Genomic DNA, 22199 nt, shown 5'->3' on the forward strand with positions numbered 1-22199 from the left:
CGTCACCGGACACCTCCGGCGGTGTCGTGCCGGAGGGCGTGTGTCAGGGCCGTCCGGCCGGTGCCCAGCGCCTCCGGGTTCACGATGTCGCGCGGCGGCCGCCCGGCCAGGACCTCGACGACGTTCTCGATGGTGCGGCGCTTGAGCTCGCCGTAGGACTCCTCCGTGTACCAGGCGAGGTGCGGGGTCAGGACGACGTTGTCGAACCGGGTGAGGGGGTGGTCCACCGGGAGGGGCTCGTCCTCGTGGGTGTCGATCCCGGCCCCGCCGAGGCGGCCCGCGCCCAGCGCGTCGACCAGGGCCGGCACGTCGACCACGCCGCCGCGCGCGGTGTTGACGACGATCGTCGTGTCCCGCATCAGCGCGAGCTGGTCGCCGCCGATCAGGCCGCGGGTCTCGGGTGTGAGCGGGACGTGCAGCGACACGACGTCCGCGCGGGCGCACAGCTCGTCGAGCGTGACCGCCGGCACGCCGAGGTAGGTGGTGCCCGGCTCGGCGAGGCTGTCGTGCCCGATGACCTCGTACCCGAGGCCGGCCGCCTTGCGGGCCGTGGCCGCGCCGATCCGCCCGAGGCCGATCACCCCGAACGTGCGTCCCCGGGTCTGGAAGAGGGGCCGGACGGCGGGCAGGTCCACCCGGCCTTCCCGCAGGCCCCGGTCCGTGCGCGGGATGCCGCGGGCCACGGCGAGCGTGAGCCCGATCGCGTGGTCCGAGACGGCCTCGGTGCCGTAGTCGGGGACGTTGCAGACGGCGATGCCGCGTGCGGTCGCGGCCTCGATGTCTACCGAGTCCACGCCGACGCCGTAGCGTCCGATCGCCCGGAGGCGGGGCAGAGCGTCCATGACGTCGCCGTCGATCCGCGCGTACTGCACCAGGATCCCGTCGGCGTCCCGGCAGGCGTCGACCAGCTCGTCGCGGGTGCGGCTCTGCCGGATCAGCAGGTCGACGCCGCTCTCGCGGGCCACCGCTTCCTCCTCGAGGAACGCGTCGTGGTCGCACTCGGTCACCGCGATGGTGGCCGGCGGCGTGGGGGGCAGCGTGGGTGGCATGGATGGGCTCTCCTTCGTCGGAATGCCTGTCAGGGCCTGGATGATCCGGCAGTCAGCAGACACCTCCGGAGCAACACGTAGTATATGTGATGACCAATGACACTTGGCATACATGTGATCTCTGGTAGAGTCGGCCGCGAAGCGAGGGGGCCACGGTCCAGGGCCTCCAGACACGCATTCCAGTTACGCACTGTTGCTGATGGATAGGAACAACGATGTCCTTGCGTACTCGTTCGGCCGGCCGTACGCGGTTCCGGCGGCTCACTCTTGCGGCGGCCCTCGTCGCGCCCGCGCTGGCGCTCTCGGCATGCGGCGGTGGCTCCGGCGCCGGCGCCGACTCGCCCTACGGCTTCGACGCCGAGGAGCAGGACGCCGACAGCCCGATCACGGTCTGGGTCGACGCCTCGCGCGAGCCCGCCGTGGAGGCGTTCACCAAGGCTCATCCGGACGTCCCCGTCAATGTCGAGACCTACGACGGCGGCGCGAACGGGTCGGGCAGCTTCCAGACCAAGATCACCGCGTTCGACTCGGCCGGCTCCGGCTGGCCCGACGTCGTCTTCTCGACGCAGAACAACGACGCCGCGTGGGCGGCGGTCGGGCAGACGCCGTTCGCCGCCCCGCTCGACCAGGGGTACTTCGACCAGGAGTTCCTGGACGGGTTCACCCCCGGTGCCCTCGACCCTACGACCATCGACGGCACCGTGTACGGGCTGCGCAACGACCTCGCGTCGGTCGTGACCTGGTACGACCAGAGCCTGTTCGACAAGTTCGGGTACGAGGTCCCCACCACGTGGGAGGAGTACGAGGAGCTCGGGGAACGGGTCGCCGAGGAGCACCCCGGCTACATCGTGGGCTCCGTCGGCGACGCCTGGACACCCGAGGTGTACTTCTGGGGAGCTGAGGCGCCGATCAACACGGTCACCGGGACGGACGGCTTCAGCGCCGACATGTCCGATCCCAAGACCGTGCGGATGGCCGAGATCCTCGACAACCTGATCGACGCGGGATCGGTGGTGCAGGACAGCGTCTTCGACGCCGAGTTCGTGCAGGAGTACACCGGGAAGGTGCTCATGCTGCCCGGCCCGGTCTGGTTCAGCGGTGCGCTCTTCCAGAACAAGGACTCGCTCGACGCCCCTGAGGGCACGATCGCGGCGGGGCTGCCGCTGGCCTGGGAGGGGGCGGAGCCCGTCACCGGGAACGTCGGCGGCGGCACCTGGTTCATCTCGCAGCACTCCACGAACCTCGAGGCGGCCAAGACCTTCCTGGAGTTCGTGACGAGCTCCGACGAGTACCAGGTGGACCTCGCGCCCGGCCTCCCCGCCTACGCCTCGGCGGCGGACAAGTGGCTCGAGAACCAGGCCAAGTCCGGGTACTACGCGGGAGACTTCGCCGAGAACGTCACCACGGCGTCCGGCCAGGTCTGGGACGGGTGGGGCTACCCCCGCTTCAGCCAGGAGGCCGTCTTCGCCAAGACCGTGACGCCCGAGCTCGCCGCGGGCAGGAAGCTCGTCGACCTGCTGCCCGACTGGCAGACGGCCCTGGAGAACGAGGCCCAGGTGAACGGGTACACGGTCGAGTGATGGCGACGGCACAGCAGTCCGGCGCCGCTCCCGCTCCGGGGGCGGCGCCGCCGCGGGCCCCCGGGGTCCGGACGGCGCGGCACGGGAGCATCGCCCGGAGCCGCAGCCGGATGTCGTACCTCTTCGTGTCCGGCTACACGGTGCTCCTGCTCATGTTCGGCCTGGCGCCCACGCTCTACGCGGCCTACCTGTCCGTGACCGAGGACGGGCAGTTCGTCGGTCTCGACAACTTCATCCGGGTGACCCAGGACTTCCGGTTCGGGCCGGCGGTGCTGCACGTGGCATTGTTCGTCCTGTTCTGGCTGGCCGGGCTCGTTCTCTTCGTCGTCGTGCTGGCGCTGCTGGTCCACGGGCTGGCCAGGCGTGGGCTGAGTACCGGGCTCCGGTTCGTCTACTACATCCCCGGTGCGCTGGCGGGTGCGTCCAGCGTGATGCTCTGGCTCTTCGTCCTCGACCCGACCGTCAGCCCGGTCTCCTGGGTGCTGCACGCGCTGGGCATGGAGACGTTCGTGCAGACGGTCTCGCCCGGGAACCTGCCGGTGATCTTCGCGATCATCGCGTTCTGGACGGGGGCCGGCGGCTGGATCGTGGTGCTCTACGGGGCGCTGAACAACGTGCCCGGCGAGGTCATGGAGGCGGCGAAGATCGACGGCGCGGGCCGGCTGCGGACCGCGCTCAGCATCCAGCTCCCGATGATGCGCAAGTGGATCTCGTACATGGCGGTCATGTCGCTGGCCGCCGGCACCCAGCTCTTCGTCGAGCCCCGCATCCTGTCCCAGGCCAGCAAGGGGGTGGTCCCCGTGGACTACTCGCTCAACCAGCTCGCCTACCTCTACGCGTTCAAGCAGACCGACCACAACGGGTCGGCCGCGATCGCGATCCTCCTGCTCGTGGTCTCCCTCGGCCTGAGCATGTTCTTCGTCATCAGGGGAGGCCTCTTTGAGCGCGACTGACCTGGGCGCCGCCGCGGCCTCGACAGCTGGCCCCGGCTCCCGCGGCGCGCGCCGCGCCGAGACCACCCCCGCCACGTGGCTGGGGCGTGCTTTTGTCGCGGTGGTGCTGACCTTCTTCGCCCTGTTCTTCGCCGTGCCGATCCTCTGGCTCCTGAACGCCACGGGAAAGTCGCCCCGCGATCTCCTCACCACGGGGCCTTTCGCGCCCGGCACGTTCGGCGACCTGGCCGCGAACTGGGACGCGCTCGTGGGCTTCCAGAACGGCATCGTGTTCCAGTGGCTGGGCAACGCGGGCCTGTACTCGGGCGTCGCGCTGGTCGTGACGCTCCTGACCAGCATCCCGGCCGGCTACGCGATGGCGCTCGGCACGTTCCGGGGCCGCAAGGCGCTCCTGACCACCACCCTCGTGGTCATGCTCATCCCGAACACGGCGCTGGTGCTGCCGATCTTCCTGGAGCTCTCGGCGCTGCAGCTCGTGGGCTCGGCGGCCTCGGTGATCCTGCCGTTCTCGTTCTTCCCGTTCGGCGTCTACCTGACCTACATCTACTTCTCGTCCAGCATCCCGGCGGACCTCCTGGCCGCCGCCCGGATCGACGGCTGCGGGGAGCTGGCGGTGTTCACCCGCATCGCGCTCCCGCTCGCCAAACCCGTGGTGGCGCTCGTCGGGTTCTTCAGCTTCGTGGCGAACTGGAACAACTACTTCCTGCCGTTCCTCGTGGTGCCCGGGCCGAAGGCGCCCATCCAGGTCGGTCTGGCCGAGATGCTGGCGAACGTCCCGCAGTTCAACCCGACGGCCGCCGGGGTGACGACGATCGAGCTGCCCGCGCTGGCCCTGGCTACCGTGCTGTCGGTGGCACCGGTGCTGCTGATCTTCCTCTTCTCACAACGATTCCTGGTGGCGGGCATGACCGCCGGCGGGACGAAGGAGTGAACCTGACGATGGCTGTCGAGCGACACGGGCTGGTTGTCGACGTCGTCCCGGAGAAGCGCGAGGAGTACCTGCGCCTGCACGCCGCCGTCTGGCCGCAGGTCGAGGCGACCCTTCGGGCGTGCAACGTGCACAACTACACGATCTTCGTGCTGGAGAACACGCTGTTCGCCTACTACGAGTACACGGGCGCGGACCACGAGGCCGACATGGCCCCGATCGCGCAGGACCCGGTCACCCAGGAGTGGTGGACGCACACCGACCCGTGCCAGACGCCCTTCGGCCGGGACGCGAAGCCCGGCGAGCGGTGGCGGGACATGCAGGAGGTCTGGCACCTGTCATGACGCGCCACCTCGTCGATGCCCACCTGCACCTGGTCGCCGTCCTGGCCCGGGCCCGGCGTCCCCCGGCCGGCCGGGGGGATGTCCCTACCGCGACTGACCAGCAGGCCCCGTATCAGGTGAACCGCGCCTCTTCATAACGTCGTACCCGGTGCGCACGCAACACGGCGTGGCATGGGGGAACGGTGCGATGGGAATGTTCACAGACACAGGTGGCGCCGGCGATGCGGTCCGGCTGACGTCCGTCCGCAAGGTCTACGGCAAGCGCGGCAACCAGGTGGTGGCGCTCGACGACGTGACGACGCAGTTCGGCCGGGGTACGTTCACGGCGATCATGGGTCCGTCCGGCTCCGGCAAGAGCACGCTGCTGCAGGCTGCGGCCGGGCTCGACCAGCCGACAGCGGGTTCGGTGGTTCTTGAGGACCGCGAGCTCAGCACGATGAGCGAGACCGAGCTGACGGAACTGCGGCGCGACCGGGTCGGCTTCATCTTCCAGGCGTTCAACCTGCTCCCGGTGCTGACCGTGGAGCAGAACGTGACGCTGCCGCTGCGGCTCGCCGGCCGGAGCCCGGCCAAGGGCCGGGTGACCAGCGTGCTCGCACAGGTGGGCCTGGCCGAACGGCGCAAGCACCGTCCGGCGGAGCTGTCCGGTGGGCAGCAGCAGCGGGTCGCCATCGCGCGGGCACTGATCACCGAGCCAGCGGTCATCTTCGCCGACGAGCCGACCGGCGCGCTCGACACGCGGACCGCGCGGGACGTGCTCGGCCTGCTCCAGCACTCCGTGCGGCAGGCCGGCCAGACCATCGTGATGGTGACGCACGACCCGGTCGCGGCGTCCTACGCCGACCGGGTCCTGTTCCTCGCCGACGGGCGTGTGGTGGGCGAGCTGTACTCGCCGACGGCGGACGCCGTGGCCGAGCGGATGACCCACCTGGGTGCGTACGCGGACGAGGCGCCTGCGCCGTCTGCTGCGGACTTCGGGACGGGCCTCGGGACGACCGTCGGAGGGCCGCGCCGATGATGCAGCTCGCACTCCGCACCCTGCGGTTCCGCACGGGCACGTTCGTTGCGGCCTTCCTCGCGATGTTCTTCGCCGCGGTCATCCTGATGGCCACCGGCGGCCTGATCGAGACGGGCATCCGCGCGGCCGCCCCGCCGCAGCAGCTCGCCTCGGCCGACGTCGTCGTCGCAGGCGACCAGACGCACCTCGCGCCCGGCGCCGACGAGGACGAGCCGGCGGTCCTGCCCGAGCGGGTCCGCATCGACGCCGGGCTGGAGGGCGCCATCGCGGCGCTGCCGGGCGTGGCGGACACCGAGACCTATGTCTTCGAAGGGACGCCCTCGGCAGGGACCGTCGATGCGATCGGCGTCGTCGCCGACCCCGGGACCGACGTGGCCGAGCTGCGCGAGCGGATCGATGCCGCGCTGAGCAGCGCTCACCCGGGCAGCGCTCAGGCAAGCAGCGAGACCGTGACGCTGGTCGGTGACGAGCGAGGCCGGGCCGAGCTGCGCGGGGCCACGGCGACCAGCGTGAACGTGGTGTCCCTCGCCGGCGTCTTCAGCGCCTTCGCGCTGCTGGTGTCGGTCTTCGGGGTGGCCTCGATGCTCGGGCTGTCGATCTCGCAGCGCCAGAAGGAGCTCGCGCTGCTGCGCGCCATCGGGGCGACGCCCCGCCAGGTGCGCCGGATGGTCCTCCGCGAGACGCTGGTGCTGTCCCTGGTCGCCACCGCGGCCGCGATCGCTCCGGGCCAGTTCCTGGGCAAGCTCGTGTTCGGCTTCCTCGCCGACCAGGGCATCGCCACGGCGGGTGTCGCCTTCCACCAGGGCTGGATCCCGTCGGTGGCCGCGATGGCGGTCGCGATCCTCGCGGCCGTTGGCGGCGCCATGGGTGCCGGCCGGAGGGCGGCGCGCACCAAGCCGAGCCAGGCGCTCGCCGAGGCGTCCCTCGACGGCGGCAAGCTGATCGGCGGGTGGCGCGTGCTCGGCGGGCTGCTCTTCGTCGCCGCAGGGATCGCGCTGACCATGGTGACCGTCGCGGTGCTGAGCGGTCCGCTCGCGCCGGCCACGGCCGCGCCGGCGGTCATCGTGTTCACCATCGGGCTCGCCCTGCTGGCGCCGGTCCTGGCGAAGCTCATGATCTTCCTGCTCCAGACGCCGGTGCGCGCGCTGGGCGGGCTGACAGGCGACCTCGCCGTGCTCAACGCCCGCGGCCGGACCGGTCGGCTCGCGGCCGTGCTGGGGCCGGTCATCCTGCTGACCGGGGTGTCCACCGGGATGCTCTACCTGCAGACGACCAACGACACCGCCGACCGGCAGGCCTTCGCCGACGGCGTCGTCGCCGATGCCGTGGTGACCGGGCAGGACCGGCTCGACCCGGAGCTGGTCGAGCAGATCAACCAGCTCCCGGGCGTCGCCGGCGCGTCGGAGTACGTCAGCAGCGTGGGCTTCGTCGAGAGCCCGGACGACGTGTCGCCGATGGGTGAGGGCTGGAACCTCCAGGGAGTCACGGCCGAGAGCGCGGGGACCAGCACGCCCGTCGACGTGACCGCCGGTGCGCTCACCGACCTGCACGGCGCGACGGTGGCGATCGAGGACGAGCATGCCAGCAGCCTCGGCGTCGGCCTCGGCGATACGATCACGCTCCGGATGGGGGACAACACCCTCCAGGACGTGCGGGTGGCCGCGCTGTTCTCCGCGGCGGACGACTACGACACGCTGCTGCTCCCGGCCGACACCCTGGCCGCGCACACCACCGAGGGGGTCGCGACGCGCATCCTGGTCACCGCCCAGGAGGGCACCGCGCCCGAGCAACTGGTGGTGGACCTGACCGCGCTGACAGCGGGCCGGGACGGGCTGACGGTGGACGATCGCGACGTCCTGTTCGCCGAGTACGAGGAAGGGAAGAAGACGGCCTCGTACGCGATCTACATCATGGTGCTCATGCTCGTCGGGTACGCGGCGATCACGATGATCAACACCCTGGTGTCGAGCACGGCGGCACGGCAGCGAGAGTTCGGGCTGCAGCGGCTCGTGGGCTCGACGCGCCGTCAGGTGCTGCGGATGGTCGGGATCGAGGCCGCGATCGTGGCCGTCACCGGTATCGCACTGGGCACCGTGGCGGCGATGGGAATCCTGGTCCCGGTCAGCCTCAAGCGGCTCGGCTCGCTGATTCCCGCCGGGCCCCCGCTGGTCTACGTGGGTATCGTCGGCCTGGTCGTCCTGATCACCCTCGGCGCCACGCTGCTGCCCGCCTGGCGGGCGACGCGTGGCCGGCCGGCCGAGTCGGCCGTCTCCGTCGAGTAGCCGAACCTGAGAACATGACAGCCATGGTGCACCTCCTGAACGCGCCCCTCGCACGTCGTACCTGGGGCGAGTACGGGTTCCTCTGGATCGCGCTGCTGCTCGCACCGTTCGCCCTCGCCTACGGGATCCTCACCGTCGTCTCCACGGCCACGGTCGCGGTGACCGTCGTGGGCCTGTTCGTGGCCGGCGCCGTCGTGCTCGGCGGGCGTGGCTGGGGCGCGCTCTACCGCGGCCTGATGCGCGGCCTGCTCGGCGTCGACATCGCCGCACCCGCGCCGTACGTTCGCCCCCGGGGCTTCTGGCGCACCCTCGGCGCCATGGTGGGCGATGCCGTGGGCTGGCGTGCCGTGCTCTTCATGATCGCCTCCGTGCCGGCCACGCTGGTGGGGTTCGTCGTGAGCACGACGTTCCTGCTCACCGGCCTGGCCGGGCTCACCTACTGGACCTGGTTCCGGCTCCTGCCGCTGCAGCAGGCCCCCGACGGCACGTGGAACCATGGCGGCGCGTTCGTGGACACACTCCTCGGCCAGCTCCTCGTCGCGCTCGGCGGTCTGGTCCTGCTGTTCCTGTGGCCGTGGGCCCAGCACCTGCTCGTCGCGCTGGTCCGCGTCCTCGCCGTCGCGCTGCTCGGCCCGACCCGCGCGAGCCTGCGCGTCGCGGAGCTGGAGGCCTCGCGCGCGGACACGGTGGACGACGCCGACGCGCGCCTGCGCCGCATCGAGCGCGACCTGCACGACGGCACGCAGGCCCGCCTCGTCGCCATCGCGATGCAGCTCGGCGAGGCGAGGGAGCAGCTCACCGGCCAGGACGACCCCGCGCAGACCGCCGAGCTGCTCGACACCGCGCACGCCTCGGCCAAGGAGGCGCTCGTGGAACTCCGCGAGCTCGCCCGCGGCATCCACCCGCCCGCGCTCGACGACGGTCTCGGGGTCGCGCTCGCCACGCTGGCCGGCCGCGCGCCGCTGCCGGTCACGGTCGACGTGCGCCCGGAGGTCGAGGCGGGCGGCCGGCTGGCCCCGGCCATCGAGTCGATCGCCTACTTCACGATCGCGGAGCTGGTCACCAACGCGGCCAAGCACGCCAGCGCGTCGGCCATGGACGTGCGGGTCGAGCGCCACGAGAGGGGCGGCGCGGACGTCGTCCGCGTCCGGGTGCGCGACGACGGCCGCGGCGGCGCACGCGTCGTGCCGGCGGACGGTTCCGGCCTCCGGTCCGGCCTCGCGGGCCTCGCCGAGCGCGCCCGCTCCGTCGACGGCACGTTCGAGCTGTCCAGCCCGGTCGGCGGGCCGACCGTGGTGACCGTGACGCTGCCGACGGCCGCGCCCGGCCGCGGGTGACCTACCGGTCGGCCGGTGCCTGTTCCAGCCGGACCATCGACCAGGACACCGGCGGCAGCTCGACGTGGGCGTGGTCGTCGGCCACCTTCGCCGTCGCGTTGGCCTGCGGCAGCACGGAGGTGGCGTCGTCGGCCGTCGCGGACCACGTGTGGTCGGGGTTGGACAGCGTGAGCGCCTCGGCCACCCGCAGCCCGGGGAAGCCCCGCAGGTCGACCTCGAGCGCCACGTCCTGCGTGAGCGACCGGTTCACCGCGAGCAGCACCACGCCGCCCGACTCGGGGTCGTGGGTCGCGACGGCGTCGAGCACCGGGACGGGGCCGAACTTGGCCGTCTCCTGCACGGGCGCGTCCACGGCCAGGCGCAGCACGTCGCCCGCGGCGTGCCGCGCGGTGAGCGCGAAGGGGTGGAACGTCGTCTGCCGCCAGGACCGGCCGCCCGGCTCGGTCATGATCGGCGCGATGACGTTGACGAGCTGCGCGAGCGACGCCGCGTGCACGCGGTCCGTGTGCCGCAGCAGCGAGATGAGCAGGTTGCCGACCACCACGGCGTCGGCCACGTTGTAGCGGTCCTCCAGCAGCACGGGCGCCACCGGCCAGTCGTCGCCCGACGGCGGGCGCGACTCCGCCCGCTTCTGGTACCAGACGTTCCACTCGTCGAACGAGACGTTGATCCGCTTGGTGTGCTTGCCCGCCGCGCGGACGGCGTCGGCCGTCGCGGCCACTGAGTCGACGAAGTGGTCCATGTCCACCGCGGAGGCCAGGAAGGACGCGAGGTCGCCGTCCTCCTCCCAGTAGTACGCGTGCGCCGAGACGTGGTCCACGTGCTCGTACGCCTCGGTGAGCACCGTGTGCTCCCACTCGCCGAACGTGGGCATCTGCGACCCGGACGAGCCGCACACCACGAGCTCGAGGTCCGGGTCGACCATCCGCATCGCCCGCGCGGTCTCGGCCGCAAGGCGCCCGTACTCCTGCGCGGTCTTGTGGCCGATCTGCCACGGCCCGTCCATCTCGTTGCCCAGGCACCACATCGTGATCCGGTACGGGTCCTCTGCCCCGTTGGCCCGGCGCAGGTCGCTCCAGGTGGTGCCGCCCGGCACGTTGCAGTACTCGAGCAGGTCCAGGGCCTCCTGCACGCCCCGCGTGCCGAGGTTGACCGCCATCATCGGCTCGACGCCGGTGCGGGCGCACCACCGCATGAACTCGTCGATCCCCACGAGGTTGGGTTCGGTCGAGTGCCACGCGAGGTCGAGGCGCCGCGGGCGCTGCCCGACCGGCCCGATCCCGTCCTCCCAGCGGTAGCCCGAGACGAAGTTGCCGCCGGGGTAGCGCACCGTCGTGACCCCCAGCTCGCGGGTGAGCTCGACGACGTCGCCGCGGAACCCGTCGGCGTCGGCGGTCGGGTGGCCGGGCTCGTGCAGGCCCGTGTACACGCTGCGGCCCAGGTGCTCGACGAACGAGCCGAACGTGCGGGGGCGCACCGGTCCGACGACGAACGCCGGGTCGATGGTGACGGATGCGGACAGCATGGGTGGTGTACTCCTCGGTGGTTGGTGCGTGCGGCATGCGTCGGGCGGGGCGGCTGCCGTGGTGAGCCGCCCCGCCCGCGCTCAGAGGGTCAGGGCCTTACTGCCCCAGCTGGTTCTGCAGGTCGGCCTGCGTCTGGTCCAGGGCCTCCTGGACCGGCGTGCCGTTCTCGTAGATCTCGTTGAGCGTGATCGTGCGGAACGTGTCGTCGACGGTGGGCCAGTTCGGGTCGCTGAACGACTCGAAGTGCCCGATGCCGTCCTTGACCTCGTTGAGCACGTCGAACAGGTTGGTCTGGAAGTACTTGTTGAACTTGTTCTCCGGGTCCTTGGTGACGTCCTCGTCCTCCCAGACGGCCATGTTCACCGGGTCGAAGCCCAGTACCTCCCACACGGCGACGTTGGCCTCGGGGGACAGCTTGGCGAACGCCAGCCACTCGGCGGCGAGGTCCTTGTTCGGCGAGACCACGGGCACCGCGGCCCCGGTGCCGCCGCCACCGATGGTCTGCACGACGGCGTCGTCGGGCACCGGCGCCGGCGCGATGGCCACCTTGCCGGCGAGGTCGGGCATGTAGTCGACGAACCGGGACGTGTACCACGCCGGGTAGACGATCGCGGCGTAGTCGCCGTCGTTGATGGCGCCGTACGCCTCCTCGGAGTCGGGGCTGCCGCCGGGGATCGTGGAGACGGCGCCCGCGTCCTGCATGTCCTTGATCATCGAGAGGCTCTCGACCACCTCGGGGCTGTTCACCTGCACGTTGCCCTCTGCGTCGATGTACTGCCCGCCGAGCTGCGCCGTGATGAGCGGTTCGAGGAACATGACGCTGGTGCTGGCCACGCCGAACGCCTTGCCGGTCTCCTCGTGGTACCTGACCCCGGCCTCCTTGAAGTCGTCCCAGGTCTTGATGGTCGTGTAGTCGATGCCCGCGCCCTCCAGCGCCTCCGTGTTGTAGAAGGTGGTGAAGGCACCCACGTGCGTCGGGAACCCGTAGATCGTCCCGTCCTTGCTGTACAGGTCGAGGCGGGCCTGGACGACGTCGTCCTTGTACGGCGCCGCTGCCTCGGTCAGGTCCATGAGCGGCGGGTTCTCGCCCTTGACGAAGTTGGCGAACTTGTTCACCTCGATGTCGACCACGTCCGGCAGGCCCTCACCGGAGTTCACCGCGAGCTGCAGCTTGTTGTGCATGTCGTCGTAGGGGTAGACGGTGACCTCGAGCTTGATCTCCTGGTCGGGGTTGGCCTCGTTCCACCGCTCGGCCATCTCCTCGTAGTACGTGGCGTGCACGTCGGCGAACGTCCACATGTTCAGCGTGGTCGAGCCGTCGGCGTTCTTGGTCGGTGCTTCGGGCTGGCCGCCGCCGCAGGCGGTCAGCGCCGTCACCGCGAGCGCGGCGATCAGCGTGGACACCGTCGTCCGTAGCCTGGTCATGAGTTTTCTCCGTTCGGTATGGGGAGGGGTCAGCCTTTGACCGCTCCCGCGGTGATTCCCTCGATGAAGAACCGCTGGAAGGCGAGGAAGAGGATGAGGATCGGGATCAGCGAGAAGAAGGCCCCGATGATGAGCAGCTCGTAGTTGTTGCCGTACGGCGTGAGCAGCGTGTTGAGGCCGATGGGGAGCGTGAACTTCTCGGGGCTGCGCAAGACCAGCAGCGGCCAGAGGAAGTTGTTCCAGCAGATCATTCCGTTGAGGATCGCCATGGCGGCCATGGCCGGCCTGGTGATCGGCAGCACCAGGCGGAAGAAGATCCCGAACTCACTGACTCCGTCGACCCGCCCGGCCTCGAGGATCTCCTTCGGTATCCCCAGGAAGTACTGGCGGAAGAAGAAGATCGTCACTGCCGACGCCAGGAAGGGCAGCACGATCACCGTGTAGGTGTCGGCCAGCCCCATGTCGTTCACCTGGACGTACAGGGGGAGCATGAGCATCTCGAACGGCACGGTCATGACGAGGAGCACCATGATGAACCACAGCGTCTTGGTCCTGAACTCGTACATCGCGAAGCCGTAGGCGACGAACGAGCTCACCAGCAGCGTGCCCGCCACCTGCGCGACCGTCAGCAGCAGCGTGTTGGCGAACCACCGGAAGTACGGCCCTGAGTCGGTGAACAGCAGCACGTAGTTGTCCAGGCTGAGCGTGCCGAGGTCGACGTCGAACGTCATGCCCCGCCGGATCACCTCGTTGCCGTCCTGGAACGTGCCCACGAAGATCGCCAGGATGGGGACCAGCGCGATCAGGGCCATCACGACGAGGAACGCACTCTGGATCCACGCCGCCGTGGAGGGCCCCGTGCGCCGGCGGGCAGCGGCGGGACGAGCGGTCGTCGCGTGGTCTTCCTGGCGCAGGGTGGTCATGACTCGGCCTCCTTCTTGAAGGTCCCGCTGGCGACGAGGTAGGAGATGTTGATCGTCATGATGATCACGAGCAGCACCACACCGACGGCCGAGGCGAAGCCGAGGTCGTTCTCCTCGATGCCCTTGCGGTAGAGGTAGCCGACGACCGTGAGGCCCTGGTTGTTGGGGGAGTTGTTGCCGGCGTAGAGCACGAAGCTCTCGAGGAACATCGACAGGCCGCCGTAGACGCTGATCGTGACGACGTAGACGATGGTCGGCCGCAGGTTCGGGATCGTGATGTGGATGAACTGGCGGAACTTGCTCGCCCCGTCGATCGATGCCGCCTCGTAGTACTCGGTGGGGATCGCCTGCATGCCGGCCAGGAAGTACATCATGTTCACCCCTGTCCACCGCCAGAGCGCGATGGCCAGCAGGGCCACGAGCCCGGTGAGGTCGCTGCGCAGCCAGCGGACGGGGCCGAAGCCGAGGAACTCGGCGACCTGGTTCATCATCGCGGAGTCGGACTCCGCGAAGATGAGGCGGAAGACGATCCCGGCGACCACGACGGAGGTCAGCGCGGGCACGAACAGCGAGGCCTTGAAGAACCCCTTGATCCGCGCGCTGCCGATGTTCGAGTTGACCAGCGCGGCCAGCGCCAGCGGGATCGGGATGAGGAGCACCAGGGTGAGCACCATGTAGCGGACGCTGTTGAACAGGGCCTGCCAGAAGATGCGGTCGCCCCACAGGCGCTCGTAGTTGTCGAGCCCGATGAACGTCGCCTGGCCGTAGAGCACCTCCTGGGTGCTCATCAGGAACGACCGGCCCAGCGGGATGACCCAGAAGACGGCGAGCGTGGCGAGGAACGGCAGGATGAACAGGTAGGGCGCGAGCCTCTTGGAGTACAGGAGCTGCTTCACGGCGGTCTGGTCCTCCTTGATCAGAGCCATGGGCTGACGCCGGCGCGACGGGGGCAGGCCGTCGAGCGCGGGGTGTCATGATGGTCGGCGTGGTGAAGATGAGCGACGTGGCACTCGAAGCCGGTGTCTCGACGATGACGGTCTCGAATGTCATCAACGGGCGACCGGGGGCTAGCGAGGACACCCGTGCTCGCGTGCTCGAGGCGGTGGCCCGGCTCGGCTACCGGGTGAACGCCACCGCGCGGCAGCTCCGGGCCGGCCGCAGCGGGGCGATCGGGCTGCTGGTGCCGCACCTGGACGGGCCCTACTACGCGCACCTCGCGGCTCGCCTGGACACCCTGGCCCAGTCGCAGGGGTACCACGTCATCATCGAGCGCACCGGCGCGAGCCGGGAGGGCGAGCTCGCCGCCATCTCCCCCGAGCGGGTGCGGCCCTACGACGGCCTGGTGTTCAGCCCGGTGCAGATCGACACCGCCGACGTGCGCCGCGCCGGCATCGAGGTCCCCGTCGTCCTGCTCGGCGAGCGGCGGCTGGCCGGCGAGTTCGACCACGTGATGATGGACAACGTCGGGGGCGCCGAGCTCGCGACGTCGTACATGCTCGAACGCGGTGCCCGGCGCATCGCGCTGCTCGGCGGCCGCCCGGACCAGGGTGTCGACAGCATGGCGACGCTGCGCAGCCGCGGCTACCGCAACGCGTACGCCAAGGCGGGCCTGCCGGTCGACGAGCGGCTGGTGGTCGACGCGGTGTCCTTCACCACGAAGGACGGGTACGAGGCCGTCATGCGGCTGCACCGCGACGGCGTCCCGTTCGACGGCGCCTTCGCCCTGACCGACGCGGCCGCGATGGGTGCGCTGCGCGCGCTGGCCGACGTCGGCCTGCGGGTTCCCGACGACGTCCAGGTGGTCGGCTTCGACAACGACGCGGAGGGTGAGTACCTCATCCCGCGGCTGACCACCATGGACCCCGACAACGACTCGATGGCCGAGCGCATCATGGACCTGCTCCTGCGACGCGTCGACGCCGGCGACACGGCCCCCGGCGACGTGGTGGAGTCGGTGATGTCGGCCCGGATCGTCGTGCGCGAGTCGACGCTCGCCCACGTACCCGGTCGGTAGTCGGTGGGTCACGGCTTTCTCTTCCTCGAGTGCCCATCGCGGCTGGCGATGTTTATCGATAAAGTAGGTCGCGCCGCCGTGCATGTCAACGGGCGACCCGTGCCTCGGCCTGCTTGGCCCGACACCCCCAGCGGCCGGGCTACCGTCGTCGAAAGTTTTCGGTGCCTGCCGGAAAACTGATGCGGAGAAACTGCCTGTTCTTCTGCGGAAGGCTCCGCCAAGGACGGCGATGGCGGACCGGTCGGCGCCCGGCCGACCCTTGTGATTTTCGGACGTTCGAGATACAAACGGTCGGAACGAGGAGGCAGGCTTGACGAAGAAGACCGGGCCGGCGCGCCCCAACCTCTCCGCCGTGGCCGCGCACGCGGGCGTGTCCACCGCCACGGTGTCCAAGGTCGTGCACGGGCGGCCCGACGTCGCGGAGGGCACCAGGGAGCGGGTCGAGACGGCGATCACCGAGCTCGGCTACCGGGGGCCCTCCCGGGTCCGCACTGCGCACACCGTCGAGCTCATGGTCGACGCCCTGAACACCACCTATGCGACGCAGATCCTGCGTGGTGTGGTGCTCGCCGCCGAGGAGCTGGACCTGGAGGTCGTCGTCGGGCGGGTGCGCCGCAGGTCCGCGCGCGGGGTGCCGGAGTCGAGCGCGGCGTGGGCCCAGCGGCTCGCCGCCGCCGAGCGCGTGGGTGCGATCGTGCTGACGTCCGGGCTCGGCCCGGACGTCTACGCGAGCCTGGCGCGCGCCCGTGTCCCGCTCGTGGTGATCGACCCGCTCGAGGTTACAGAGGAGGGCGTGGTGTCGGTCGGGTCCACGAACTGGCTCGGTGGGCGGAGCGCCGCGGAGCACCTGGTCGGGCTCGGGCACCGGCACATCGGGGTCGTGGCGGGACCGTCGGAGTCGCTCAGCGCCGTGGCGCGCCTCGACGGCTTCCTCACCTACTGCCGGCAGCAGGGCGTGCCGGTCGAACCCGACCTGGTCCGCCCGATCCGCTTCGACCACGACCAGGCCGTCGAGGTCGCGGAGCAGTGGTTCCGTCGTCCCGACCCGCCCACGGCGGTCTTCGCCGGCAGCGACGCCCAGGCGATGGGCGTGCTGGAGGCGGCCCGGCGCACCGGCCTGCGGGTCCCGGAGGACGTCAGCCTCGTGGCCTACGACGACACGCCGCTCGCGTCGTGGGCCAACCCGCCGCTCACCGCCGTCCGGCAGCCGCTGGAGGAGATCGGCCGGCGGGCGCTGCTCACCGTACAACAGCTGCACGAGGGCAAGCCCGTCGACTCGCACCACATCGAGATCGCCACCACGTTCGTCGTCCGGGACTCGACCGCCGCGCCCCGGGCCGAGCTGCTCCGGGACAAGCGGGGCTGAGTGACCGCCGGGCCTGGAACCGGCGGAGCAAGGACCACCCCGTCGGGCGAGCCGCCCGGCGAACGACAGAGATGCCTTGCGGCATCGCGGATCGACGGAGATCGCACATGCGCACAGCCGACACCTGGCCCATCGCGGCCAACATGCTGTCCTTCGGGTCGACGACGGCGGACGGCACCCCCAACGTCGACGCGCCGGCCGAGTCCTGGCGCGCGCAGCTCCAGCAGGTGGCCGACCTGGGTTTCGCACACGTTGACCCGACCGACGCCTGGCTGTCGATCGGCGAGCTGAGCGATGCGCGGTTCGCCGAGCTGCTCGCCGTGCTGAAGGAGACCGGCCTGTCGGTCCCGTCCGTGTCGACCACCCGACGGAGCGTCGTCGACGCCCAGCGCGGCGCGGACTACCTGCGCTTCGGCCACCGGATCATCGACCGCGCCCCCGAGCTCGGGGCGGAGGTCGTCAACTTCGGCTTCATGCAGGCCCTGACCCCCGCCCAGGAGCGCGCCCTGTGGTTCTGGCTGGCCGAGGGGCACCACGACGACCTCGACGACAAGGACACCTACGACCTCGCCGTGGCCCGCATCCGCGAGCTCGCCGACCATGCGCGCGACCTCGGCGTGCAGGTCAGCCTCGAGATGTACGAGGACACGTACGTCGGCACCCCCGACCTCGCGGTGCGGTTCGTGCAGGACGTCGACCGCGACAACGTCGGCATCAACCCCGACCTCGGCAACCTGGTGCGCCTGCACCGGCCGATCGAGGACATCCCGACGATGTTCGAGAAGGTCCTGCCCCTGACCAACTTCTGGCACATCAAGAACTACACGCGGGACGAGGACCCGGCCACGGGCTCCTACGCCACGCACCCGACGCCGCTCGTCCAGGGCGTCGTGAACTATCGCGCCGTGATCCGCAGGGCCCTCGAGCTGGGGTTCGACGGGGTCTTCGTGTGCGAGCACTACGGGTCGGACAGCCTCGGCGTCGCCGCCATCAACCGGGAGTACATCCGTGACGTGCTCCGGGGCGCCGGGCGGTAGCCACTCGCCGTCAGCAGAGTCAGCAGCAACCAGGTCCCCGAGCAAAGGTGCAGGTGAGATGACCTACGTCCACAACAGACCGGAAGACTTCGTCCCCGAGGCCCTGCGCGGCCTCGTCAAGGCCCACCCCGGCCGGCTCCGCCAGGTCCCCGGCGGCATCGCCCGCGCGGACGGCACCCGCCCCGGCAAGGTCGCCGTCGTCGTCGGCGGGGGATCCGGCCACTACCCCGCCTTCGCGGGCCTGGTCGGCGACGGCCTCGCCGACGCCGCCGTGTGCGGCGACATCTTCACCTCGCCGTCCACCCGCCAGGTGCTCGACGTGTGCCGCGCCGCCGACGCGGGCGCCGGCGTGTTCGTCACCTTCGGGAACTACGCGGGCGACGTGCTCAACTTCGGCGCGGCGGCCAGCCGCCTGCGCGCCCAGGGCACCGAGGTCACCATCCTCCTGGTGACCGACGACGTCGCATCTGCTCCCGCCGACCGTGCCGAGGAGCGCCGCGGCGTCGCCGGCGACCTCGTTGTCTTCAAGCTCGCCGGTGCCGCCGCCGAGGAGGGTGCGGACCTGGCGGAGGTGAACCGGCTCGCTGCCCGCGGCAACCAGCGCACGCAGTCCTTCGGGGTCGCCTTCGACGGCTGCACCCTGCCGGGCCACGACCACCCGCTGTTCAGCCTGGAGCCGGGGGTGGCCGGCTGGGGGCTCGGCATCCACGGCGAGCCCGGCGTCGGCGAAGAGGCCCGGCCGACGGCGGCGGGTCTCGCCGCCGAGCTCGTCGACCGCGTGCTCGCGGAGCGCCCGGCCGATGCCGACGGCCGGGCCGCCGTGCTGCTCAACGGCCTCGGCAACGTCAAGTACGAGGAGCTGTTCGTCCTGTGGGACAGCGTGCACGACCTGCTCGTGGAGCGCGGCGTACGGATCGTCGCGCCGCTGGTGGGTGAGTACGTGACGAGCCTGGACATGGCCGGCTGCTCGCTCACGGTCACCTGGCTGGACGACGAGCTCGAGCGCCTGTGGCTCGCCCCCGCCGACACGCCAGGGTTCCGCCACGGCGGGTGGCGTCCGGCGCCCGCCTCGGCGCCTGCCGCGCTGCCCACCGAACCGGAGACCGAGCTGTTGCCGGCCACCACACCGGAGGCGATCGCCGCGGCGGGTACGGTCGTGGCCATCCTGCGCCGGGCACAGGTCGCGCTGCACGACGCCGAGCAGATGCTCGGCGACCTCGACGCGGTGGCGGCGGATGGTGACCACGGCCGGGGCATGTGCCGCGGGATCGACGCCGCCGTCCGCGCGGCCGAGGCCGCCTTCGCGGCCGGGGGAGATGCCCCGTCCGTGCTGCGGCGCGCGGCCGACGCCTGGGCGGACAAGGCGGGCGGGACGTCGGGGGCGTTGTGGGGCGTCGGCCTGCTCGCGCTCGCCGGCGAGCTACCGGCGGACGCGGCCGTCACCTTCGACCGCCTCGTGGCCGGGATCGCCGCGGCCCGGGACCAGGTGGCGGCGGTGGGCGGCGCGCGCGTCGGGGACAAGACGCTGGTGGACGCGCTGCACCCGGCCGTCGACGCGCTCGTCGCGGCCGCCGGCGCGGGGGCTGCACCCGCGGACGCCTGGCGGGCCACGGTCGCGGCCGCGCGCGACGGCGCGGCCGCGACCACGAACATCGCGGCCCGCCGGGGCCGCGCGCGGGTGCTCGGGGACAAGAGCCTCGGCACCCCGGACCCCGGGGCGACCTCGCTCGCCCTCCTGCTGAGCGAGGCGGGTGCCGAGGTCGGCATCCCCACGCCCACGAGCTCGAAGGTGGAATCATGACGCTGGACGGACTGCGACTGGTGATCGGCTCCGACGACGCCGGGTACGAGTACAAGGAGATCCTGAAGCGGGACCTGGAGGCGGACGAGCGGGTCGCCTCGGTGGTCGACGTCGGCGTGGGGAGCGACGAGCACACCGCCTACCCGTACGTCGGTGCCGCCGCGGGCCGGCTGGTCGTCGCCGGAGAGGCGGACCGGGCGCTGCTCGTGTGCGGCACGGGGCTCGGCGTGGCGATCGCGGCCAACAAGGTGCCCGGCGTGCGCGCGGTGACCGCCCACGACTCCTTCTCGGTCGAGCGCGCCGTGCTCTCGAACAACGCCCAGGTCCTCTGCTTCGGGCAGCGCGTCGTCGGGATCGAGCTGGCCCGCCGGCTGACCCGCGAGTGGCTCGGCTACCGGTTCGACCCGGGTTCGCCGTCGGCGCCCAAGGTGGCCGCGATCGGGGAGATCGAGGACGGCGCCGCCGAGAGCGACCCGGCGCCGAACGCGGCGTCCTGCGGTTGAGCCTGTTCGTAAACGTTTCAGTAGCCCGTCAGGAAGGACATCATGGTCACGAGCATCAGTTCGGTCGCCGTCGTGGGGGCCGGGTACATGGGTGGGGGCATCGCGCAGTCGTTCGCGCTCGCCGGGCTCCCGGTCACCATCGCCGACGTCTCGGCGTCCGCCACGCAGGCCGCGCACGAGCGGCTGCTCGCGGAGGCCCGCGAGTTCGAGGACGAGGGTCTGTACGACGCCGGTGCCACCGAGACGATCCGCGCCAACCTGAGCACCGCTGCGTCGATCGAGGAGGCCGTCGCGCACGCCGACTTCGTCGAGGAGGCGGTGTTCGAGTCGGTCGAGGTCAAGCACGACGTGCTCGGCCGCGTCTCGGCGGCCGCACGGGCCGACGCGATCATCGGCAGCAACACCTCGACGATCCCCGCGCGGGTGCTTGCCACCGCCGTGACGCACCCCGAGCGGTTCCTCACCGTGCACTTCTCCAACCCCGCGCCGTTCATCCCCGGCGTCGAGCTGGTCCTGAGCGACCGCACGGACCCCGAGGTCGTACCGGTGGTGCGCGAGCTGCTGGCGCGGGCGGAGCGGCAGGGCGCCCTCGTGGCCGACGTGCCGGGTTTTGTCCTCAACCGCCTGCAGTACGTGCTGCTCAAGGAGGCCATGTCGATCGCGGAGGAGGGCATCGCCTCGCCGGAGGACATCGACACCGTGGTGCGCACGACGTTCGGCTTCCGGCTCGGGTTCTTCGGGCCGTTCGCCATCGCCGACCAGGCGGGGCTCGACGTCTACGCGGGCGGGTTCCGCACGTTCGAGGAGAACTTCGGCGAGCGCCTCGCGACGCCGGGTCTGATCAAGGACGCCGTGGCAGGCGACCGCAAGGGCGTGAAGAACGGCAGGGGGCTGACGCGGGACTACACGCCGGAGCAGGTCAGGGCGCTGGTCGCCTACCGGAACAAGGCCTACGGGGAGATGGGCAGGCTCGTGCGGTCCCTCGGCCCGGCACCGGCCTGACCGGGACGGCCGTCCTGGTCAGGCGTTCCGGTGCGGCCCCGGGAGCTCGCCGGACCCCCGCGGGATCAGGACGGTCGGCAGGTGCGCGCCCTCGACCGGGGTTCCCCGGTCGGCGAGCTGGGTGAGCAGGAGCTGGGCCGCGGTCCGCCCGACGGCGACGGCGTCCTGCGCGATGACCGTCAGGCCGGGGTCGATCAGGTCGGCGAGCTCGACGTCGTCGAAGCCGACCATCGCCACCCGGTGCTGCGCACCCGCGGCGTGCAGGCCGCGTGCCACCCCGACGGTGGTCCCGTCCCGGCCGGTGACCAGGGCCGTCGGCGGGTCCTCCAGCGCCAGCAGCTCGCGGACGACGGCGGTGGCGGCCTCCGGCGTCTCGATGTCGGTGCGGATCACCGCCTGGTCGGGCGCGATGCGGTGCTCCGCCAGCCCGTCGAGGAACCCGGCGTGCCGCTCGCGCATGGTGGCCGAGCGCAGGTCGGTGACGTACGCGATGCGCCGGTGCCCGTGCGCGACGAGGTGGCGGACGGCCTCGCGGGTGCCGCCCCGGCCGTCGGACAGCGCGGCCGGGGCGGCGATGCCGACCGCCGGCCGGTCCACCAGGACGATCGGGATGCCCTGGCGCTGCACGGCCGCCAGGTAGGACTGGTCGCCGGGCGGTGGGGCGACCACGAGGCCGTCGACCTGCCGGGACCGGAACTCGCGGATGAGGTCGGTCATGCGGTCGCGGTCCTCGTCGGTGCTCGCGGACAGCACCAGGGAGCCGCGCCCGCGGACGGCGTCCTCGATCTCGCGGTGCAGCCGGGCCTGGAACGGGTTGGCGACGTTCTCCAGGATGAGGCCGACCGTCCAGGTCGGCCCGCCCCGGCGGCGCAGCGCCGAGGCGGCGTGGTTCGGGGCGTACCCGAGCGCCTCGACGGCGGCCTCCACCTTGGTCCGCGACTCCGGGCGCACGTTGCCCGTCCCGTTGACCACGCGCGACGCGGTCATCGGGCTGACGCCGGCCAGCCGCGCCACGTCGTTGATCGTCACCATCCGCACTCTCCCTCGTTCAGAGGTGACGTTACCAGAACGTGACCGATAGTCGCCCCTATGCCTGCTGGACGGCCGCAAG

At 71.3% G+C, this 22199-nt stretch carries 19 protein-coding genes; 13 read left to right on the forward strand and 6 right to left on the reverse strand.

All coding sequences use genetic code 11. The features are described 5' to 3' along the window. Positions 1 to 2 precede the first annotated feature (2 nt). A complete protein-coding gene (locus AC0QU1_RS05775) occupies positions 3 to 1049 on the reverse strand; it encodes a C-terminal binding protein (protein WP_483575076.1) in 1047 nt (348 codons plus the stop codon). A gap of 215 nt (positions 1050 to 1264) precedes the next feature. On the opposite strand from AC0QU1_RS05775, the gene AC0QU1_RS05780 reads away from it, so the two are divergent. From AC0QU1_RS05780 to AC0QU1_RS05810, 7 genes are all read left to right on the forward strand, one after another. Then, positions 1265 to 2629: an ABC transporter substrate-binding protein gene (locus AC0QU1_RS05780; protein ID WP_483575078.1), complete on the forward strand. Its 1365-nt coding sequence runs from the start codon at positions 1265 to 1267 to the stop codon at positions 2627 to 2629. Further along, positions 2629 to 3582: a carbohydrate ABC transporter permease gene (locus AC0QU1_RS05785; RefSeq protein ID WP_483575079.1), complete on the forward strand. Its 954-nt coding sequence runs from the start codon at positions 2629 to 2631 to the stop codon at positions 3580 to 3582. Before AC0QU1_RS05780 ends, AC0QU1_RS05785 begins: the two co-directional genes overlap by 1 nt. Continuing rightward, the gene (locus AC0QU1_RS05790) at positions 3569 to 4513 is read left to right on the forward strand and encodes a carbohydrate ABC transporter permease (protein WP_483575081.1); all 945 of its coding nucleotides are present in this window, start codon (positions 3569 to 3571) and stop codon (positions 4511 to 4513) included. Before AC0QU1_RS05785 ends, AC0QU1_RS05790 begins: the two co-directional genes overlap by 14 nt. 8 nt (positions 4514 to 4521) lie before the next feature. Further along, positions 4522 to 4854, forward strand: a complete 333-nt coding sequence (locus tag AC0QU1_RS05795) for an L-rhamnose mutarotase (RefSeq protein ID WP_483575082.1) — start codon at positions 4522 to 4524, stop codon at positions 4852 to 4854. Positions 4855 to 5047: 193 nt separating this feature from the next. Then, positions 5048 to 5872 carry an ABC transporter ATP-binding protein gene (locus tag AC0QU1_RS05800; RefSeq protein ID WP_483575084.1) on the forward strand — a complete coding sequence of 275 codons (825 nt, stop codon included), beginning with the start codon at positions 5048 to 5050 and terminating at the stop codon, positions 5870 to 5872. Further along, positions 5869 to 8154, forward strand: a complete 2286-nt coding sequence (locus AC0QU1_RS05805) for an FtsX-like permease family protein (protein ID WP_483575086.1) — start codon at positions 5869 to 5871, stop codon at positions 8152 to 8154. Before AC0QU1_RS05800 ends, AC0QU1_RS05805 begins: the two co-directional genes overlap by 4 nt. A 14-nt stretch (positions 8155 to 8168) precedes the next feature. Beyond that, positions 8169 to 9491: a sensor histidine kinase gene (locus AC0QU1_RS05810; protein WP_483575087.1), complete on the forward strand. Its 1323-nt coding sequence runs from the start codon at positions 8169 to 8171 to the stop codon at positions 9489 to 9491. 1 nt (position 9492) lies between these two features. On the opposite strand, the gene arfA is transcribed toward AC0QU1_RS05810, so the two are convergent. The 4 genes from arfA to AC0QU1_RS05830 all read right to left on the reverse strand — a co-directional run bounded on the left by arfA (position 9493) and on the right by AC0QU1_RS05830 (position 14291). Continuing rightward, positions 9493 to 11016 carry an arabinosylfuranosidase ArfA gene (gene arfA / locus AC0QU1_RS05815; protein WP_483575089.1) on the reverse strand — a complete coding sequence of 508 codons (1524 nt, stop codon included), beginning with the start codon at positions 11014 to 11016 and terminating at the stop codon, positions 9493 to 9495. A gap of 97 nt (positions 11017 to 11113) precedes the next feature. Continuing rightward, the gene (locus AC0QU1_RS05820; protein ID WP_483575090.1) at positions 11114 to 12442 is read right to left on the reverse strand and encodes an ABC transporter substrate-binding protein; all 1329 of its coding nucleotides are present in this window, start codon (positions 12440 to 12442) and stop codon (positions 11114 to 11116) included. Between the two features lie 29 nt (positions 12443 to 12471). Further along, positions 12472 to 13365: a carbohydrate ABC transporter permease gene (locus AC0QU1_RS05825; protein WP_483575092.1), complete on the reverse strand. Its 894-nt coding sequence runs from the start codon at positions 13363 to 13365 to the stop codon at positions 12472 to 12474. Beyond that, entirely contained in the window at positions 13362 to 14291 is a 930-nt protein-coding gene (locus AC0QU1_RS05830) for a carbohydrate ABC transporter permease (protein WP_483575093.1), read from the reverse strand. Before AC0QU1_RS05830 ends, AC0QU1_RS05825 begins: the two co-directional genes overlap by 4 nt. A 77-nt stretch (positions 14292 to 14368) precedes the next feature. Here AC0QU1_RS05830 and AC0QU1_RS05835 point away from each other — a divergent pair, with 77 nt between their 5' ends. The 6 genes from AC0QU1_RS05835 (at position 14369) to AC0QU1_RS05860 (ending at position 21088) form a co-directional block, all read left to right on the forward strand. Continuing rightward, positions 14369 to 15379 carry a LacI family DNA-binding transcriptional regulator gene (locus AC0QU1_RS05835; RefSeq protein WP_483616407.1) on the forward strand — a complete coding sequence of 337 codons (1011 nt, stop codon included), beginning with the start codon at positions 14369 to 14371 and terminating at the stop codon, positions 15377 to 15379. Between the two features lie 310 nt (positions 15380 to 15689). Continuing rightward, positions 15690 to 16745, forward strand: a complete 1056-nt coding sequence (locus AC0QU1_RS05840) for a LacI family DNA-binding transcriptional regulator (RefSeq protein ID WP_483575094.1) — start codon at positions 15690 to 15692, stop codon at positions 16743 to 16745. A 107-nt stretch (positions 16746 to 16852) separates the two neighbouring features. Continuing rightward, positions 16853 to 17782 (forward strand): sugar phosphate isomerase/epimerase family protein, encoded by a 930-nt coding sequence (locus tag AC0QU1_RS05845; RefSeq protein WP_483575096.1) that lies wholly within the window; start codon positions 16853 to 16855, stop codon positions 17780 to 17782. Positions 17783 to 17840: 58 nt separating this feature from the next. Further along, positions 17841 to 19583, forward strand: coding sequence for a dihydroxyacetone kinase family protein (locus AC0QU1_RS05850; protein ID WP_483575098.1), 1743 nt, complete (start codon positions 17841 to 17843; stop codon positions 19581 to 19583). Next, a complete protein-coding gene (locus tag AC0QU1_RS05855; RefSeq protein WP_483575100.1) occupies positions 19580 to 20086 on the forward strand; it encodes a ribose-5-phosphate isomerase in 507 nt (168 codons plus the stop codon). The genes AC0QU1_RS05850 and AC0QU1_RS05855 overlap by 4 nt, the downstream gene beginning before the upstream one ends. Positions 20087 to 20128: 42 nt before the next feature. Next, positions 20129 to 21088: a 3-hydroxyacyl-CoA dehydrogenase family protein gene (locus tag AC0QU1_RS05860; protein WP_483575102.1), complete on the forward strand. Its 960-nt coding sequence runs from the start codon at positions 20129 to 20131 to the stop codon at positions 21086 to 21088. An 18-nt stretch (positions 21089 to 21106) separates the two neighbouring features. Here AC0QU1_RS05860 and AC0QU1_RS05865 read toward each other — a convergent pair whose 3' ends face one another. Continuing rightward, positions 21107 to 22120 carry a LacI family DNA-binding transcriptional regulator gene (locus AC0QU1_RS05865; RefSeq protein WP_483575104.1) on the reverse strand — a complete coding sequence of 338 codons (1014 nt, stop codon included), beginning with the start codon at positions 22118 to 22120 and terminating at the stop codon, positions 21107 to 21109. Between the last annotated feature and the right edge of the window lie 79 nt (positions 22121 to 22199).

This window comes from Promicromonospora noduliphila, from assembly GCF_056951025.1.